General features: G+C 71.2%; 2 protein-coding genes. Both read right to left on the bottom strand.

Annotated elements, in window-relative coordinates:
• Nucleotides 1-3 precede the first annotated feature (3 nt).
• Nucleotides 4-5400, bottom strand: a complete 5397-nt coding sequence (locus BS80_RS09750; protein WP_408607370.1) for a type I polyketide synthase — start codon at nt 5398-5400, stop codon at nt 4-6.
• Between the two features lie 95 nt (nt 5401-5495).
• Nucleotides 5496-20306 carry a type I polyketide synthase gene (locus BS80_RS42620; RefSeq protein ID WP_051966421.1) on the bottom strand — a complete coding sequence of 4937 codons (14811 nt, stop codon included), beginning with the start codon at nt 20304-20306 and terminating at the stop codon, nt 5496-5498.
• Nucleotides 20307-20376: the final 70 nt, after the last annotated feature.

Consider the following 20376-nt stretch of genomic DNA (forward strand, 5'->3'; position numbering starts at 1 on the left):
GGCTCAGTTGCCGGTGCCGGCGCTGTCGAAGGCCCGTGCCACCAGGCCCTCCAGGTCCATGGCGACAATCAGGTCCGTCTCGTCCGTATCGTCCGTGGCGAGCTCATCGATCGGCCCGGCGACCGCCTCCATCTCGGCCGCGAGGGCCAACAGTGCTTCCAGAACTCCCAGTTCACCGAGCCGCTGGAGTGGAGCGGTGGCCAGGGCCCGGCGCAGTCCGCGCTCGTGCTCCGCGCTCAGCCGGTCGGCCGAGACGGCCTGCGGGAACAGCTCGCTCAGCAGACGCCCGGCGAGGGCCTGCGGGGTCGGGTGGTCGAAGACCAGGGTGGCCGGCAGCCGGACTCCGGTGAGCGCAGCCAGCCGGTTGCGCAGCTCGACGCCGGTGAGCGAGTCGAAGCCGAGGTCCTTGAACGCCTGGTCCGGTTCCACGCCGGCCGCACCGGCCAGCCCCAGCGCGGTGGCAGCCTGCTCGCTCACCAGGTCGACCAGCAACCGGGTCCGCTCCGCCACCGGGAGGGCGAGCAGTCGGGTGCTCAGCGACTCGCCGCTCGGGGTGCCGGGCCGGGCCACTCGCCGTACCTGGCCGACCAGCCCGCGCAGCAGCGGGGCGACGGCGGCCTGACCGGCCTGGCGTCGCAGTTCGGCCAGGTCCAGCTTGGCCGGGACCAGCGCGGGATCGGCCGAGGCCAGGGCCGCGTCGAAGAGCGCCATACCCTCGGGCGCGTCCAGTGCGAGCATCCCGCTGCGGGCCACCCGTTCACGGTCGGCCTCGGCCAGGCTGTCCGTCATCTCGCTGTCCGTGCCCCACAGGCCCCAGGCCAACGAGGTCGCCGGCAGCCCCAGACCCCTCCGGTGCTCGGCCAGACCGTCCAGGAATGCGTTCGCCGCAGCGTAGTTGCCCTGCCCAGGCGTGCCGACCGTACCCGCGATCGACGAGTAGAGCACAAACGCCGCCAGGCCGTGGTCACGCGTCAACTCGTGCAGATTCCACGCCGCATCCACCTTCGGCCGAAACACCCCCGCCAACCGCTCCCCGTCCAACGACGCGATCACCCCGTCGTCCAGCACACCCGCCGTATGCACCACCGCAGTCAACGGATGCTCAACCGACACCCCCGCCAACAACCCCGCCAACGCCTCACGATCCCCCGCATCACACGCCACCACCGACGCCCGCGCACCCAACCCCGCAAGCTCCGCCACCAACTCCGACGCCCCCGCCGCACCCGGACCACGCCGACTCGCCAACACCAACTCCCGCACCCCATACCGCTCCACCAGATGCCGAGCCACCAACCCACCCAACATCCCCGTACCACCAGTCACCAACACCGTCCCCACCGGATCCAACCCAGCCAAGCCATCACCAACCCCAACCCCAACCCCAGCCCGCACCAGACGAGGCACCGACCACACACCCGAACGCAACGCCAACTGCGGCTCACCGAAACCAACCGCCGTTCGCAGCTGCTGAGCCGACGGTTCGTCGTCCTCGCCGAGGTCGATCAGCACGAACGCGTCCGGGTTCTCGGACTGGGCCGAACGCACAAGGCCCCAGACAGCGGCAGAGGCCGGATCGGCCCCCGCGCCCGTCGCGCAGCGGGTGAGCAGCACCAGCCGTGCGGTGCCGTCCAGTTCGGCAGCGGTCGACCACTCCTGGAGCAGCTCCAGGGCCCGGGTGGTGCGGTGGAAGGCGAGCTCCGCCGGGGACCCGTCGCCGACCTCGGTGAGGTCCGCGATCACCACGTCCGGCGCTGCGCCGCCCCCACGCACCGCCTCGGCCACGGCCGCGATGTCGGGGTGGTCGATGCCGAGCACCACCGAGGAGAGAGCGGCTGTGCTGTCGGGCAGGGCGAGCGCGGTCCACTCGACGCGGAACAGCGAGTCGCGCAGTGGCGAGCGGTTCGCGCTGAGCGCGTCGTCGGGCAGCGTGCGCAGCACCATCGAACCCACCGTGGCCACCGGGGCCCCGCTGCCGTCGGCGATCTGCAGCGACAGTGTGTCGGGGCCGGCCGCCACCGCGCACACCCGCAGGGCATCGGCACCCACCGCGTGCAGCGCCAGATCACCGAAGGAGAAGGGGAGTTTCACGCCCTCACCGGCGACCAGCAGGCTGGTCGACTGGAGGGCGGCGTCGAGGAGGGCGGGGTGCAGACCGAACAGCTCGGGCTGCTGACCGTCCGGCAGAGCAACCTCCGCAAAGACCTCCCCGCCACGCCTCCACGCAGCACGCACGCCCTGGAACACCGGCCCGTACTCCAGACCAGCCAACGCACGACGGTCATAGAAGTCGGACAGGTCGACCTCCTGCGCGCCCTCGGGCGGCCAGACGCTCAGGTCGAAGCCGGCCGGCTGCGCCCGCTCCACCAGGAAGCCGCTCACATGCCGCGTCCACGGCGAACCCGCCTCGGCACCCTGGGCCAGCGAATGGACGGACACCGGACGACGACCGGAGTCGTCCGCACCGCCGACCACCACCTGCACCCGCACACCACCACGCTCCGCCAGCACCAACGGCGCCTCGATCACCAACTCCTCGACCACACCCGCACCGGCCTCATCACCCGCACGCACCACCAACTCCACCAACGCCGCACCCGGCACCACCACCGTGCCCGCCACCACGTGATCCGCCAACCACGGCTGCGCGTCCAACGACCACACACCCGCACCCAGCACACCACCCGACTCCGGCAGCAACGTCAACGCACCCAGCAACGGATGATCCACACCCATCAGACCCAGCGAACCGGCATCACCCGAAACCGGCGACCCCGCCAACCAGAACCGCTCACGCTGGAACGCATAGGTGGGAAGCTCCACCCGACGACCACCCGCCACCAACGACGACCAGTCCACCGCCACACCCCGCGCCCACACCTCACCCACCGCCGACAGCACCGCCACCCCCTCCGGACGGCCACGACGCAACGCCGCCACAAACCCGACGCCCTCCACCACGTCCTGAACCAGCGCCGTCAACACTCCATCCGGGCCGAGCTCCAGGAACGTCGTCACCCCCTCGGCCGCCAACGCCCGCACACCGTCCGCGAAACGCACCTCCTCACGAACATGACGCACCCAGTGCGAGGGCGACGTCAGATCCGCCTCACCGGGAAGGTTGGACACCACCGGGATCCGCGGCTCCTCATACACCAGACCCGCCGCCACCTCCCCGAACTCCTCCAACATCCCGTCCATCAACGACGAATGAAAGGCATGACTGACCGTCAGCCGCTTGACCCGACTGCCCTGTTCAGCCAGCCGCTGCGCCAACTTCTCCACCACCGAAGCAACACCGGAGAGCACCACCGCACGCGGACCATTCACCGCCGCGATGTCCACGCCCTCCACCAGCAGCGGCCGGACCTCCTCCTCCGACGCCTCCACCGCCACCATCGCCCCACCCGACGGCAGTTGCTGCATCAACCGCCCACGCGCGGCCACCAAGCGGGCGGCATCCGCCAACGACCAGACACCCGCCACATGCGCGGCCGCCAACTCACCGATCGAATGACCCGCCACAAAATCCGGCCGAACACCCCAGGAGTCGAGCAGCCGGAACAGCGCCACCTCCACCGCGAACAAGGCCGGCTGAGCGAACTCGGTGCGATCCAGCAACTCCTTGTCCGCCAGCACCTGCGCCAACGGACGCGACAGATGGGGGTCCAGCTCCGCACACACCGCGTCAAACGCCGCCGCGAACACCGGGAACCGGCCGTACAGTTCCAGCCCCATACCGACCCGCTGCGACCCCTGACCCGTGAACAACACCGCCAACCGACCACCCACCACACCGCCGCCGCCCGACACCGCCCGCAGAGCAGCCACCGCCTCGGACACATCCGAAGCCGCCACCACAGCCCGCCGGTCAAACGCCGTACGCGTCAAAGCCAACGAGTACGCCACATCCGCCAACGCCGGCGCATGCTCCCGGTCCAGGGCGTCGGCCAACCGCTGCGCCTGCCCCCGCAACGCCTCCGGCGACTTCGCCGACAACACCAACGGCAGCACCCCACCCGGCTCAACCCGGGCAGCAGGCTCCGCAACGGCAGGCGCCTCCTCCACAATCACATGCGCATTCGTCCCACTCACCCCGAACGACGACACGCCCGCCCGACGCACCCGCCCCTCCCGCACAGGCCAGGCCCGAGCCTGCGTCAACAGCTCCACCGCGCCCGCCGACCAGTCCACCTTCGGCGACGGCTCATCCACATGCAGCGTCCGCGGCAACTCCTCGTGTTGGAGCGCCATCACCATCTTGATCACACCCGCCACACCAGCCGCCGCCTGCGCATGACCGATGTTCGACTTCAACGACCCGAGCCACAACGGCTCACCCCCGGCCCGCTCCTGGCCATACGTCGCCAGCAGCGCCTGCGCCTCGATCGGGTCACCCAACGTCGTACCGGTGCCATGCGCCTCCACCGCATCCACATCCGCCGCCGACAACCCACCAGAAGCCAACGCCGCCCGAATCACCCGCTGCTGCGACGGCCCGTTCGGAGCCGTCAGACCATTCGACGCACCATCCTGGTTCACCGCCGAACCCCGCACCACCGCCAACACCGGATGCCCCAACCGCTGAGCATCCGACAACCGCTCCACCAGCAACACACCCACACCCTCGGCCCACGCCGTACCATCCGCCGCACCCGCGAACGCCTTGATCCGACCATCCACCGCCAACCCACGCTGACGCGAGAACTCCACGAACGTGTCGGCCGTGGCCATCACCGCCACACCACCCGCCAGCGCCATCGAGCACTCACCACTGCGCAACGCCTGCACCGCCAGGTGCAACGCCACCAACGACGACGAACAGGCGGTCTCGACAGTGACCGCCGGGCCCTCCAGGCCCAGCGTGTAGGAGACCCGACCGGAGGTGGCGCTGCCCGAGTTGCCGATCCCGACCATGCCCTCGACGGCCGCCGGGATCCGTGAGCCGACGGGGGCGTAGTCGTGGTGCATGACGCCGGCGAAGATCCCGATGGAACTACCCCGCAGCGAGGCCGGATCGATCCCGGCCCGCTCGAAGACCTCCCAGGACGTCTCCAGCAGCAACCGCTGCTGCGGGTTCATCGCCAGCGCCTCGCGCGGCGAGATCCCGAAGAACGCCGCGTCGAACTCCGCAGCCTCGTGCAGGAACCCGCCGTGCCGCGCATACGACGTCCCCGGGTGATCCGGGTCCGGATCGTACAGACCCTCCAGATCCCAGCCCCGATCCACCGGGAACGGCGAGATCGCGTCAACTCCCTGATCCACCAACCGCCACAGCTCATCCGGCGACGACACCCCACCCGGCAGCCGGCACCCCATCGCCACAATCGCGATCGGCTCGGACTTCTCCGCTTCCACATCGCGCAGCTGCTTGTTGGCTCGGCGCAGGTCGGCGACCACGAGCTTCAGGTAGTCGCGCAGCTTTTCGTCGTTACTGGTCATGGCACCTCGGTCCCTTCGAGTTCAGTAGTTGTTCCGCCGACGGGTACGGGCGGTCAGGCCAGCCCGAGTTCGTTCTCGATCAGGTCGAAGATCTCGTCGTCCGTCGCCGTGCCGAGGTCGAGTTCGAGTTCGTCCCCGTCCGCCGCAATGCCCCGCAGTGCCTCCAGCTGAGTGCTCAACGCCTGGAGGCGCTGTGCCAGTTGGTCCCGAACGCCGGGCTCCGGCGCTGCCGCGGCCAACGCCCGCTCCAGCCGGGACAGCTCCTCAAGTGCCGAGAGCGGCTGGGCCGGGTTGGCGGCCGCCAACTGCTCCTGGAGCGTCTGCACCAGAGCGGCCGGGTTGGGGTAGTCGAAGACCAGGGTGGCGGGCAGTCGTGCGCCGGTCGCCTCGGTGAGGCGGTTGCGCAGCTCGACGGCGGTCAGCGAGTCGAAGCCGGAGTCCTTGAACGACTGCGTGGCGTCGATCCGGTGGGCGCCACCGGCGCCGAGAACGGTGGCCACCTCGCCGAGCACCAGGTCCAACAGGTGCTGCCCGGTCTCCTCGGCCGACAGGCCGACGAGACGCTGGGCCAGCGACTGCTCGCCGCCGTGGCCGGCTGCGGGGGCCGCTCGGCGTGCCGGGCGCACCAGGCCGCGCAGGATCGCCGGCACCGACGAGAGCCCGCCCTGGCGTCGCAGTTCGGCGAGGTCCAGCTTGGCCGGGACCAACGCGGGCTCGGCCGAGGCCAGTGCCGCGTCGAAGAGCGCCATACCCTCGTCGGCCGGCAGTCCGAGCACACCCCCGCGCTTTCCGCGCTGGATGTCGGCCTCGTCGAGGTGACCGGTCATCCCGCTCGCCTCGGCCCACAGGCCCCAGGCCAGCGAGGTCGCCGGCAGCCCCAGACCCCGCCGGTGCTCGGCCAGACCGTCCAGGAATGCGTTCGCCGCAGCGTAGTTGCCCTGCCCCGGCGTGCCGACCGTACCCGCGATCGACGAGTAGAGCACAAACGCCGCCAGGCCGTGGTCACGCGTCAACTCGTGCAGATTCCACGCCGCATCCACCTTCGGCCGAAACACCCCCGCCAACCGCTCCCCGTCCAACGACGCGATCACCCCGTCGTCCAACACACCCGCCGTATGCACCACCGCAGTCAACGGATGCTCAACCGACACCCCCGCCAACAACCCCGCCAACGCCTCACGATCCCCCGCATCACACGCCACCACCGACGCCCGCGCACCCAACCCCGCAAGCTCCGCCACCAACTCCGACGCCCCCGCCGCACCCGGACCACGCCGACTCGCCAACACCAACTCCCGCACCCCATACCGCTCCACCAGATGCCGAGCCACCAACCCACCCAACATCCCCGTACCACCAGTCACCAACACCGTCCCCACCGGATCCAACCCAGCCAAGCCATCACCAACCCCAACCCCAACCCCAGCCCGCACCAGACGAGGCACCGACCACACACCCGAACGCAACGCCAACTGCGGCTCACCGGAACCAATCACAGTTTCCAGAACCGCCTCTGACAGATGGTCATCGATGTCCACCAGGGTGATTCGATCCGGATGCTCGGCCTGGGCCGAGCGGACCAGGCCCCAGACCGCGGTGGCAGCCGGGTCGGTGGCGCCGATCACCGCGCCCCGGGTCGCGACCACCAGGCGCGAGTCTTCGAGTACGTCGGCGGCGGTCCATGCCTGGAGCAGGGCCAGGGTGCGGGCGGCGAGCTGATGGGCCCGCTGCGCGCCGGCCGCGCTGGGCTGCGCCGTCACCTCGAAGGTGAGCAGCTCGGGAGCCGGCGTACCGGCCTCGACGGCGGCGACCAGGGAGTGCACCGAGGCCGCGTCGGTCACCGGCGCGACAGCCGTGTGGTCCAGCGTCGAACGCGACTCGGGCTGCGGCACGGCGGTCCAGTCGAGCCGGTAGAGCGAGTCCTGCGTCGGAGCGGTCGCAGCCGCGAGCTGTCCGACCGGCACCGCCCTCATCACCAGTGCGCCGACCGTGGCCACTGCGGCGCCGGCCTGGTCCGCCAGACTCAGCCCGATCCCATCCGCGCCCTCACGTGTCGCCCGCACGCGCAGACCGGACGCACCGGCGGCGTACAGCGCCACGCTGTTCCACGCGAACGGGAGCCGCACCATGCCCGGCTCGGCCGGGTCAGCCGGGTCAGCCGCGTCGCCGGCGAGCAGACTGCTGGACTGAAGGGCGGCGTCGAGGAGGGCGGGGTGCAGGCCGAACAGCTCGGGCTGCTGACCGTCCGGCAGAGCAACCTCCGCAAAGACCTCCTCGCCACGCCTCCAGACCGCACGCACGCCTTGGAACACCGGCCCGTACTCGTAGCCGGCGTCGAGCTGGCGGTCGTAGAAGTCGGACAGGTCGACCTTCTGCGCGCCCTCGGGCGGCCAGACGGTGAAGTCGAAGCCGGCCGGCTGCGCCTGCTCCACCAGGAAGCCGCTCACATGCCGCGTCCACGGCGAACCCGCCTCGGCGCCCTGGGCCAGCGAATGGACGGACACCGGACGACGACCGGCGTCGTCCGCACCGCCGACCACCACCTGCACCCGCACACCACCACGCTCCGCCAGCACCAACGGCGCCTCGATCACGAGCTCCTCGACCACACCCGCACCGGCCTCATCACCCGCACGCACCACCAACTCCACCAACGCCGCACCCGGCACCACCACCGTGCCCGCCACCACGTGATCCGCCAACCACGGCTGCGACCCCAGCGACCACAGACCGGAACCGAGCACCCCACCCGACTCGGGCAGCAGCGTCAGCGCACCCAGCAGCGGGTGCCCCCCAGCGGCCAGACCGAGTGAGGCCACATCCCCGGCCGGAGCCACGGTCTTCGGCCAATACCACTCGCGTTGGAAGGCGTACGTCGGAAGCTCCACCCGACGACCGCCCACCACCAACGACGACCAGTCCACCGCCACACCCCGCGCCCACACCTCACCCACCGCCGACAGCACCGCCGACTCCTCCGGACGGCCACGACGCAACGCCGCCACAGACCCGACGCCCTCCACCACATCCTGAACCAAGGCCGTCAACACACCATCCGGGCCGAGCTCCAGGAACGTCGTCACCCCCTCGGCCGCCAACGCCCGCACACCGTCCGCGAAACGCACCTCCTCACGAACATGACGCACCCAGTGCGAGGGCGACGTCAGATCCGCCTCACCGGGAAGGTTGGACACCACCGGGATCCGCGGCTCCTCATACACCAGACCCGCCGCCACCTCCCCGAACTCCTCCAACATCCCGTCCATCAACGACGAATGAAAGGCATGACTGACCGTCAGCCGCTTGACCCGACTGCCCTGTTCAGCCAGCCGCTGCGCCAACTTCTCCACCACCGAAGCAACACCGGAGAGCACCACCGCACGCGGACCATTCACCGCCGCGATGTCCACGCCCTCCACCAGCAGCGGCCGGACCTCCTCCTCCGACGCCTCCACCGCCACCATCGTCCCACCCGACGGCAGTTGCTGCATCAACCGCCCACGCGCGGCCACCAAGCGGGCGGCATCCGCCAACGACCAGACACCCGCCACATGCGCGGCCGCCAACTCACCGATCGAATGACCCGCCACAAAATCCGGCCGAACACCCCAGGAGTCGAGCAGCCGGAACAGCGCCACCTCCACCGCGAACAAGGCCGGCTGAGCGAACTCGGTGCGATCCAGCAACTCCTTGTCCGCCAGCACCTGCGCCAACGGACGCGACAGATGGGGGTCCAGCTCCGCACACACCGCGTCAAACGCAGCGGCGAACACCGGGAACCGGCCGTACAGTTCCAGCCCCATACCGACCCGCTGCGACCCCTGACCCGTGAACAACACCGCCAACCGACCACCCACCACACCGCCGCCGCCCGACACCGCCCGCAGAGCAGCCACCGCCTCCTCACGGTCCCCCGCGACGACCACCGCACGACGCTCCAACCGCGCCCGCGACGCCACCAGCGAATGCGCCACATCCACCAACGCCGGCGCATCCTCCCGGTCCAGGGCGTCGGCCAACCGATCCGCCTGCCCCCGCAACGCCTCCGGCGACTTCGCCGACAACACCAACGGCAGCACCCCACCCGGCTCAACCCGGGCAGCAGGCTCCGCAACGGCAGGCGCCTCCTCCACAATCACATGCGCGTTCGTCCCACTCACCCCGAACGACGACACGCCCGCCCGACGCACCCGACCCTCCCGCACAGGCCAGGCCCGCGCCTGCGTCAACAGCTCCACCGCGCCCGCCGACCAGTCCACCTTCGGCGACGGCTCATCCACATGCAGCGTCCGCGGCAACTCCTCGTGTTGGAGCGCCATCACCATCTTGATCACACTAGCGACGCCGGCCGCGCCCTGGGCATGGCCGATGTTCGACTTAACCGAGCCGAGCCACAACGGCTCACCCCCGGCCCGCTCCTGGCCATAGGTCGCCAGCAGCGCCTGCGCCTCGATCGGGTCACCCAGCGTCGTACCGGTGCCGTGCGCCTCCACCGCGTCCACATCCGCCGCCGACAACCCACCGGAAGCCAACGCCGCCCGGATCACCCGCTGCTGCGAGGGTCCGTTCGGAGCCGTCAGACCATTCGACGCACCATCCTGATTCACCGCCGAACCCCGCACCACCGCCAACACCGGATGCCCCAACCGCTGAGCATCCGACAACCGCTCCACCAGCAGCACACCCACACCCTCAGCCCACGCCGTACCATCCGCCGCAGCGGCGAAAGCCTTGACCCGGCCGTCCACCGCCAACCCACGCTGACGCGAGAACTCCACGAACGTGTCGGCCGTGGCCATCACCATGACGCCGCCGGCCAGGGCCATCGAGCACTCACCACTGCGCAGCGCCTGCGCCGCCAGGTGCAGCGCCACCAGCGAGGACGAACAGGCCGTGTCCACGCTGATCGACGGGCCCTCCAGGCCCAGCGCGTAGGAGACCCGACCGGAGGCCACACTTCCGGCGGTGCCGGTGAGCCGCAGTCCTTCGAGCTCCGCCGGTGCCTGCTGAAGGCGCACGGTGTAGTCGTGGCTGATCAGGCCGGTGAAGACACCGATGTCACTGCCGCGTACCGAGCTGGGGTCGATCCCGGCCCGTTCGAAGGTCTCCCAGGACGTCTCCAGCAGCAGCCGCTGCTGCGGGTCCATCGCCATCGCCTCACGCGGCGAGATCCCGAAGAACGCCGCGTCGAACTCTCCCGCGTCGTGCAGGAAGGCGCCCTTGTCGACGTAGGTCTTGCCGAGCCGGTCCGGGTCGGGGTCGAAGAGCCCCTCCAGGTCCCAGCCACGGTTGACCGGGAAGCCGGAGACCACCTCGCCGCCGTCGGCGACCAGCCGCCACAGGTCCTCGGCGCTGTCCACGCCACCGGGGAACCGGCAGGCCATCGCGACGATGGCGATCGGGTCGTCGGTACCGGCCTCGCCGGCCTGGTCCCGGATCGGCGCCGTGGCCGGAGCAGGCGTGGCGGCGAGTTCTCCGAGCAGCTCGGTCCGCAGGTGCCCGGCCAGGGCCAGCGGCGTCGGGTAGTCGAAGACCACGGTCGCCGAGAGTCGCAGACCGGTGAGCGCTCCCAGCCGGTTGCGCAACTCGACCGAGGTCAGCGAGTCGAAGCCGGCCTCCTTGAAGGCCTTCTCCGCCTCGATCATGCCGGGGACGGCGTGGCCGAGCACGGTGGCAGCATTGGCGAGCACCAAGTCCCGCAGCAGCCGGGTCTGTTCCTCGGGGGACCGGGCAGCAAGCTCCTGCACCAGCGAACCACCGGACCGGTCAGCCGACTTGGCAGCCTGCCGGGTGGCCCGCACCAAGCCCCGCAGGATCGCCGGTACGCGTTCGCCGGCCGAGCGGGCCCGCAGCCCGGCGAGGTCGAGCCTGGCCGGCACCAGGACCGGGACGGCGGCGTTCAGCCCCTCGTCCAACAGCGCCATGCCGGTCTCGGCCGTCAGGCCCAGCATGCCGTCGCGCTTGTTGCGCTGCAGCGCCGCGGTGTCGAGCTCGGCGGTCATCGCGCTGGTCTCGGCCCAGAAGCCCCAGGCCAGTGAGACGGCGGGTAGGCCGGCCGAACGGCGCTGGTCCGCCAGGGCGTCCAGGAATCCGTTGGCCGCCGCGTAGTTGGCCTGTCCCGGGTTGCCGAAGACACCTGCGGCGGAGGAGAAGAGGACGAACGCGGCCAGGTCTTCGTCGCGGGTCAGCTCGTGCAGGTTCAGCGCGGCGTCGACCTTGGGCCGCAGCACCCGGTCGAAGCGGTCCGGGGTCAGCGCGGAGACCACGCCGTCGTCCAGCACACCGGCGGTGTGCACCACGGCGGTCAGCGGGTGCTCGGCGGGGATCGCGGCCAGCACCGCCGCCAGCGCCTCACGGTCGGCGGTGTCACAGGCCGTCAGGGTGACCCGAGCGCCGAGCCCGGTCAGTTCGGCCGCCAGTTCGGCGGCGCCCTCCGCGGCCGGTCCGCGGCGGCTGGTCAGCACCACGTTCCTGACCCCGTGCTCGGTCACCAGGTGCCGGGCGACCAGGCTGCCCAGCGTGCCGAGGCCGCTGACCAGGGCGGTGCCCTCGCGGTCCGGCTCGTGCGGCACGGTCAGCACCACCTTGCCGATGTGCCGGGCCTGGCTGAGGTGGCGGAACGCCTCCGGGGCCCGGCGGACGTCCCAGCTGACCAGTGGCAGCGGCGCCAGCGCGCCGCTCTCGAAGAGACCGACCAGCTCGGTGAGGATCTCCTGGACCCGGTCCGGCCCCGCCTCGACCAGGTCGAACGCCTGGTAGGCGACACCGGGGTGGCCGACTGCCACCTCCTCGGGCACCCGGATGTCGGTCTTGCCCATCTCCAGGAACCGGCCACCGCGCGGCAGCAGGTCGAGCGAAGCGTCGACGAACTCGCCGGCCAGGGCGTCCAGCACGACGTCCACGCCGCGTCCCTCGGTGGCGGCCAGGAACTTCTCCCGGAACTCCAGGGTCCGCGAGTTGCCCAGGTGGGCGTCGTCCAGACCACCCGCGCGCAACGCCGCCCACTTGCCGAGCCCGGCGGTACCGAAGACCTCGGCGCCGAAGTGCCGTGCCAGTTGGACGGCTGCCATGCCGACACCGCCGGCGGCGGCATGGATCAGCACGGACTCGCCCGCGCTCAGCCCGGCGCGGTCCTTCAGGCCGTAGTAGGCCGTGACGAAGACGATCGGGGCCGACGCGGCCTGCGCAAAGGACCAACCGCGCGGCATCCGCACCAGATTGCGGTGGTCGGCCAGCGCCTGCGGTCCGAAACCGTCGCGCAGCAGGCCCATCACCCGGTCGCCGGGGGCGAGTCGGGTGACACCCGGCCCGACCTCCAGGACCACGCCCGCACCCTCGCCGCCGAAGCTGGCCTCGCCGGGGTACATGCCGAGGGCGATCAGCACGTCACGGAAGTTCAAGCCGGCCGCGCGGACGGCAAGGCGCACCTGGCCCTCGCCGAGCGGTTCCAGCACCTCCGGGCTGGGCAGCAGGGCAAGGTTCTCCAGTGTGCCGCGCTCGGTGACGTCCAGGTGCCAGGCAGGGGTCGCGGGGACGGCGAGCTGCTCGATCCCCTCGGCCCGGCCAAGCCTGGGTGCGAAGGCCCGGCCGGAGCGCAGCGCCAGCTGCGGTTCGTCCAGTCCAACTGCCGTTTGCAGCACGCTCTCTGACAGATCGTCGTCACTGTCCACGAGGATGATCCGGTCCGGGTTCTCGGACTGGGCCGAGCGGACCAGGCCCCACACCGCGGCGGCGGCCGGGTCGGTCACTTCCCCGGCGGACTGCACCGCCATCGCACCTCGGGTGGCGATCAGCAGCCGGGATTCGGCCAGCACCGGTTCGGCGGCCCAGGCCTGGAGCAGGTCAAGGACCGCGACGGTCGTCTCCCGCACCCGCTGCGCGCCCTGAGCATCGGCGGTGACCTCGAAGCCGAGCACCTCCGGCGCCGGTGCGCCTGCGGCGACCGCAGCGGTGAGCGCGGTGATGTCCAAGTAGTCGATGCCGAGCACCGCCGTGGAGAGCGGGGCCGTGCTGTCGGGCTGGGCGAGCGCGGTCCACTCGACGCGGAACAGCGAGTCGCGCAGTGGCGAGCGGTTCGCGCTGAGCGCGTCGTCGGGCAGCGTGCGCAGCACCATCGAACCCACCGTGGCCACCGGGGCCCCGCTGCCGTCGGCGATCTGCAGCGACAGCGTGTCAGCGCCGGCCGCCACCGCACGCACCCGCAGGGCATCGGCACCCACCGCGTGCAGCGCCAGATCACCGAAGGAGAAGGGGAGTTGGGTGAGCCCCTCAGTCGACTGAAGCTCCGGTGCGAACATCCCGGCCTGGAGAGCGGAGTCGAGGAGGGCGGGGTGCAGACCGAACAGCTCGGGCTGCTGACCGTCCGGCAGAGCAACCTCCGCAAAGACCTCCCCGCCACGCCTCCACGCAGCACGCACGCCCTGGAACACCGGCCCGTACCCCAGACCAGCCAACGCACGACGGTCATAGAAGTCGGACAGGTCGACCTCCTGCGCGCCCTCGGGCGGCCAGACGCTCAGGTCGAAGCCGGCCGGCTGCGCCCGCTCCACCAGGAAGCCGCTCACATGCCGCGTCCACGGCGAACCCGCCTCGGCACCCTGGGCCAGCGAATGGACGGACACCGGACGACGACCGGAGTCGTCCGCACCGCCGACCACCACCTGCACCCGCACACCACCACGCTCCGCCAGCACCAACGGCGCCTCGATCACCAACTCCTCGACCACACCCGCACCGGCCTCATCACCCGCACGCACCACCAACTCCACCAACGCCGCACCCGGCACCACCACCGTGCCCGCCACCACGTGATCCGCCAACCACGGCTGCGCGTCCAACGACCACACACCCGCACCCAGCACACCACCCGACTCCGGCAGCAACGTCAACGCACCCAGCAACGGATGATCCACACCCATCAGCCCCAGCGAACCGGCATCACCCGAAACCGGCGAACCCGCCAACCAGAACCGCTCACGCTGGAACGCATACGTCGGAAGCTCCACCCGACGACCACCCGCCACCAACGACGACCAGTCCACCGCCACACCCCGCGCCCACACCTCACCCACCGCCGACAGCACCGCCACCCCCTCCGGACGGCCACGACGCAACGCCGCCACAAACCCGAAGTCGCCGCCGTCCAGCACCTCCTGAGCCAGAGCCGTCAACACACCATCCGGACCGAGCTCCAGGAACGTCGTCACCCCCTCGGCCGCCAACGCCCGCACACCGTCCGCGAAACGCACCTCCTCACGAACATGACGCACCCAGTGCGAGGGCGACGTCAGATCCGCCTCACCGGGGAGGTTGGAGACCACCGGGATCCGCGGCTCCTCATACACCAGACCCGCCGCGACCTCCCCGAACTCCTCCACCATCCCGTCCATCAACGACGAATGAAAGGCATGACTGACCGTCAGCCGCTTGACCCGGCTACCCTGTTCAGCCAGCCGCTGCGCCAACTCCTCCACGGTGGCCGCGACGCCGGAAAGCACCACCGCGCGCGGACCGTTCACCGCCGCGATGTCCACGCCCTCCACCAGCAGCGGCCGGACCTCCTCCTCGGACGCCTCCACCGCCACCATCGCCCCACCCGACGGCAGTTGCTGCATCAACCGCCCACGCGCAGCCACCAAACGGGCAGCATCCGCCAACGACCAGACACCCGCCACATGCGCGGCCGCCAACTCACCGATCGAATGACCCGCCACAAAATCCGGCCGAACACCCCACGACTCCACCAACCGGAACAACGCCACCTCCACCGCGAACAACGCCGGCTGAGCGAACTCGGTGCGATCCAGCAGCTCCTTGTCCGCCAGCACCTCCACCAACGGACGCGACAGATACGCATCCAACTCCGCACACACCGCGTCAAACGCAGCGGCGAACACCGGGAACCGGCCGTACAGTTCCAGCCCCATGCCGACCCGCTGCGACCCCTGACCCGTGAACAACACCGCCAACCGACCACCCACCACACCGCTGCCGCCCGACACCGCCCGCAGAGCAGCCACCGCCTCCTCACGGTCCCCCGCGACGACCACCGCACGACGCTCCAACCGCGCCCGCGACGCCACCAGCGAATGCGCCACATCCACCAACGCCGGCGCATCCTCCCGGTCCAGGGCATCGGCCAACCGATCCGCCTGCCCCCGCAACGCCTCCGGCGACTTCGCCGACAACACCAACGGCAGCACCCCACCCGACACAACCCGGCCAGCAGGCTCCGCAACCGCAGGCGCCTCCTCCACAATCACATGCGCGTTCGTCCCACTCACCCCGAACGACGACACCCCCGCCCGACGCACCCGCCCCTCCCGCACAGGCCAGGCCCGCGCCCGCGTCAACAACTCCACCGCACCCGCCGACCAGTCCACCTTCGGCGACGGCTCATCCACATGCAGCGTCCGCGGCAACACCCCATGCCGCAACGCCATCACCATCTTGATCACACCCGCCACACCAGCCGCCGCCTGCGCATGACCGATGTTCGACTTCAACGACCCAAGCCACAACGGCTCACCCCCAGCCCGCTCCTGGCCATACGTCGCCAGCAGCGCCTGCGCCTCGATCGGATCACCCAACGTCGTACCCGTACCGTGCGCCTCCACCGCGTCCACATCCGCCGCCGACAACCCACCAGAGGCCAACGCCGCCCGAATCACCCGCTGCTGGGACGGACCGTTCGGAGCCGTCAGACCATTCGACGCACCATCCTGATTCACCGCCGAACCCCGCACCACCGCCAACACCGGATGCCCCAACCGCTGAGCATCCGACAACCGCTCCACCAGCAACACACCCACACCCTCAGCCCACGCCGTACCATCCGCCGCAGCCGCAAACGCCTTGATCCGACCATCCACCGCCAACCCACGCTGACGCGAGAACTCCACGAACGTGCCAGGGGTGGCCATCACCGCCACACCACCGGCCAGCGCCATCGAGCACTCACCACTGCGCAACGCCTGCACCGCCAGGTGCAACGCCACCAACGACGACGAACAGGCCGTGTCCACGCTGATCGACGGACCCTCCAGGCCCAGCGTGTAGGAGACCCGCCCCGAAGCCACGCTGCCCGCCGTACCGATGCCGAGGTAGCCCTCGCTGCCCTCGGGCGCCTTGCTCAGGTTGCTCGCGTAGTCGTGGTGCATCACCCCGGAGAAGACGCCGATCGAGGCACCGCCCAGCGAGGTCGGATCGATCCCGGCCCGCTCGAAGACCTCCCAGGACGTCTCCAGCAGCAACCGCTGCTGCGGGTCCATCGCCAACGCCTCACGCGGCGAGATCCCGAAGAACGCCGCGTCGAACTCCGCGGCCTCGTGCAGGAACCCACCGTGCCGCGCATACGACGTCCCCGGGTGATCCGGGTCCGGATCGTACAGTCCCTCCAGATCCCAGCCCCGATCCACCGGGAACGGCGAGATCGCGTCAACTCCCTGTTCCACCAACCGCCACAGCTCATCCGGCGACGACACCCCACCCGGCAGCCGGCACCCCATCGCCACAATCGCGATCGGCTCGTCGAAGTGCTGCACCTGGGCCGGCGCACCGGACCGGGGGTGCGTGCCGGGCAGACCGAGCAGCCGACGGCGCAGGTAGTCGGCGACTGCCAGCGGTGTCGGATAGTCGAAGGCCAGCGTGACGGGCAGGCGCAGCCCGACCGCCGAGGTCAGCTTGTTGCGCAGCTCGACCGCGGTGGCCGAGGTGAACCCGAGGTCCTTGAAGGTCCGTTCGAGGTCGGGGTCGTCCACGCCGGTCATCTCGACCAGCGCGGTGCGGACCAGGTCCAGCACTGCACCGTGCTGGTCGGCTTCCGAGCGACCGGCCAGCGCCGCGCGCAGCTCGGCGGGCACCGCCTCGTCGGTCACAGCGGGACGGGACGGCCGGGCGGGCGCGTCGATCAGCGCGCGCAGCGGGGCCGGCACGGCGCGGCCGGCCAGGCCCGCGGCGTCCAGGCCCGCGACGTCCAGCCGCATGACGGCCAGGAACGCCTGGTCGGCGGTGCGCGCGGCGTCCAGCATGGCCAGGCTCTCGGGCACCGAGAGCACGCCGACACCCGGCACGGTGGTCGGCTCCGAAGTGGCCGCGCCCGGCTGCTCCCACGGACCGAAGGCCAGCGAGAGGGCGGGCAGACCGGCCGCGCGGCGGCGTTGGGCCAGCGCGTCGAGGAAGGCCGCCGCGGCCGCCTGGTCGCCCCGGCCGGGCGCACCGAGCACACCGAGGACCGTCGAGCAGAGCACGAAGGCGGTCAACTCCCGGTCGGCGGTGAGGTCGTGCAGGTGCTGCGCGCCGTCGACCAGGGCCCGCAGGCCGGTGTCGGAGGTCGCATCCTGACGGCCGGAGGTGTGCACCACGGCGGTGAGCGGGTGCTCGGCCGGGATGCGGGCGAGCAGCGCTGCCAGCTCCTGACGGTCCGCGACCGCGCAGGCGGCCAGCTCGACCGTGGCACCGGCCGAGACGAGTTCGCTCTCCAACTCCACGGCGGCCGGGTCGGCCGAGCCACGCGGGCTGGTCAGCAGTACCCGGCGGGCGCCCTGACCGGCCACCAGCTGACGGGCCGCGGCAGCGCCCGCCACGCCGTCCGCGCCGGTGACCAGAACGGTGTACCGCGGGTCGATGGCTGTCGGCTGCTCCTGGTCGGTGCGCGCGGACGCGTGGGCCAGCCGGGGCACCAGCGGGACGCCGGAACGGATCGCGAGTTGCGGCTCGGCGGTGGCCACGGCAGTCGGCAGAGCCCGGGCGGCGAGCGGGTCGGCGGCGGCGATGTCGACGACCACCAGGCGATCGGGGTGCTCGGCCTGGACGGAGCGCAGCCAGCCCCACAGCGGCGCCTGGGCGAGCCCGGCGAGCTGTTCGTCGGCGGCGGCGGCGACGGCGTCCCGGGTCACCACCACGAGCCGGGCGGTGGCGGGCCGGTTGTCGGCCAGCCAGGCTTCCACCTGCTGGGCGAGCCCGGTCAGCGCCTCACGCATCCGGTCGGCCGGCGAAACCACCGAGCCCTGACCGGTCACGGTGGTGTCCGGGAGCAGCACGGTCACCTCGGCAGCGCCGTCTGCGCCGTCTGCGCCGCCGGCACCAGCGGCACCGGCGATACGGGCCGCGTCGAGATCGGCATGGTGGTCCGCCTGGACGCCTGCCGCCGTCAGGGCCTCGACGAGGTCCTCGGCACCCGCGCCCACCACCGCCCACCGGCCGGCGCCGGACAGCGCGGCTGCCTGCGCCGCGCCGCCCTGGCCGACCGGCAGCGAGGGCACCGGCATCCAGTCCAGCCGGAACAGCGACTCGTACCGGCCGCTGCTGGTGGCCCGCAGCCGGGTGGGCTGGTCCAACAGCACATGCCGGGTGATCTTGCCGGAGGCGGTGCGCGGGATCTTCTCGATCTCGTAGAGCTCCTCCGGCACCTTGAAGTAGGAGAGGTGCTCACGGCAGGTGGCGAACAGCTGATCCGCGTCGATCCCCTCGGGACCCGTGACGACGAACGCCACCGGTACCTCCCCGAGCAGCTCGTGCGGCTTGCCCACCACCGCGACGTCCGCGACCCCCGGCACCTGCCGCAGGACCTCCTCGACCTCGCCGGGGTGGATGTTCTCGCCGCCGCGGATGATCAGTTCCTTGATCCGGCCGGTGATGGTGAAGTAGCCGGCCGCGTCTCGCCGGGCCAGGTCACCGGTGCGGTACCAGCCGTCCTTGAGCGCGGCGGCGGTGGCCTCCGGCCGGTTGTAGTAGCCGACCATCACGCTGGTGCCGCGGACCCACACCTCGCCCTCGTCACCGGTCAGCACGTCGGTCCCGGTCTCGGGGTCGACCAGTCGAACGCCGAGACCGGGCACGGGGAGGCCGCAGGAGCCCTCGACCCGGGCGCCGGTTGGCCAGTTGATGGTGATCGACCCGCAGGTCTCGGTACTGCCGTAGGCGTCCAGCAGCGGCGCACCGAAGTACTCCTCGAAGGAACGGCGGAGCGCGGCGGTGGTGATCGCGCCGCCGACCAGGCACATCCGCAGGTCCGGCGCGTGGAAGTCGTTCTCCCGGGCGGCCTGGACCAGGTAGTGGTACATGGTGGGGACGCCGGCCAGGAAGGTCGCCGACTCCTCGCGGACCGCGTCGAGCACCTCCTCGGCCGAGAAGCCGTCCACGATCCGGGCGCTCGCGCCGACCGCGGTCACCGCCAGCACGCAGGCGATGTGGGACAGGCTGTGGAACAGCGGCAGCGGCCAGACCACCCGGTCCTCGGCCGACAGGCCCGGGATCGGGACGTAGCAGGAGGCCACCGACCACAGGCAGCTGCGCTGGGTGGAGAGCACGCCCTTGGGCCGGCCGGTGGTCCCGGAGGTGTAGAGCATCCAGGCGACCTCGTCCAGGCCCAGGTCGTCGCGGGCGGGGGTGCTCGGCTCGCGGCCGGCCAGCGTCTCGAAGGCGACGGCGCCGCTCGGCAGCGCGGTGCCGGCCTCGTCCTCGACGAGCACCACCCGAATGTGCTGACGATCCGTCAACAGCGGTGCCAGCTGCGCGTACCGGGGCGGGTCGGTGATCACCACGCGGGCGCCGCAGTCGTCCAGCAGGTAGCCGAGTTCGGCCGGGGTGACCCGGGGGTTGAGCGGCACGCCGACGGCTGCTGCGCGGGTGATCGCCAGATAGCTCTCCACCATCTCGACCTGGTTGCCGAGCAGGATCGCCGCGCGGTCGCCCGGTTGCAGGCGCATGGCGGCCAGGTTCCCGGCGAGGCGTCGGGTGCGCAGTTCCAGCTCCGCGTAGCCGACACTGCGGCGGGCGTCCCGGAAGGCGACTTTGTCCCCGAAACGATCGGCGTTGGCCCGCAGCAGCTCAGGCAGCGGCCGGATCAGCTCGGTACGCAGCATTTTCCCTACACCTCTCGATCGGGCGGGATATCTGGCGCTCCTGCTCCAGGTGCGCACTCACACATGCGGG

It is taken from the genome of Kitasatospora mediocidica KCTC 9733, assembly GCF_000744225.1.
Lineage (GTDB): Bacteria > Actinomycetota > Actinomycetes > Streptomycetales > Streptomycetaceae > Kitasatospora > Kitasatospora mediocidica.

Bases quoted from the DNA above. Each gene is read 5' to 3' on its own strand.
- BS80_RS42620 (WP_051966421.1), bottom strand. From the start codon at position 20,306: ATGCTGCGTACCGAGCTGATCCGGCCGCTGCCTGAGCTGCTGCGGGCC.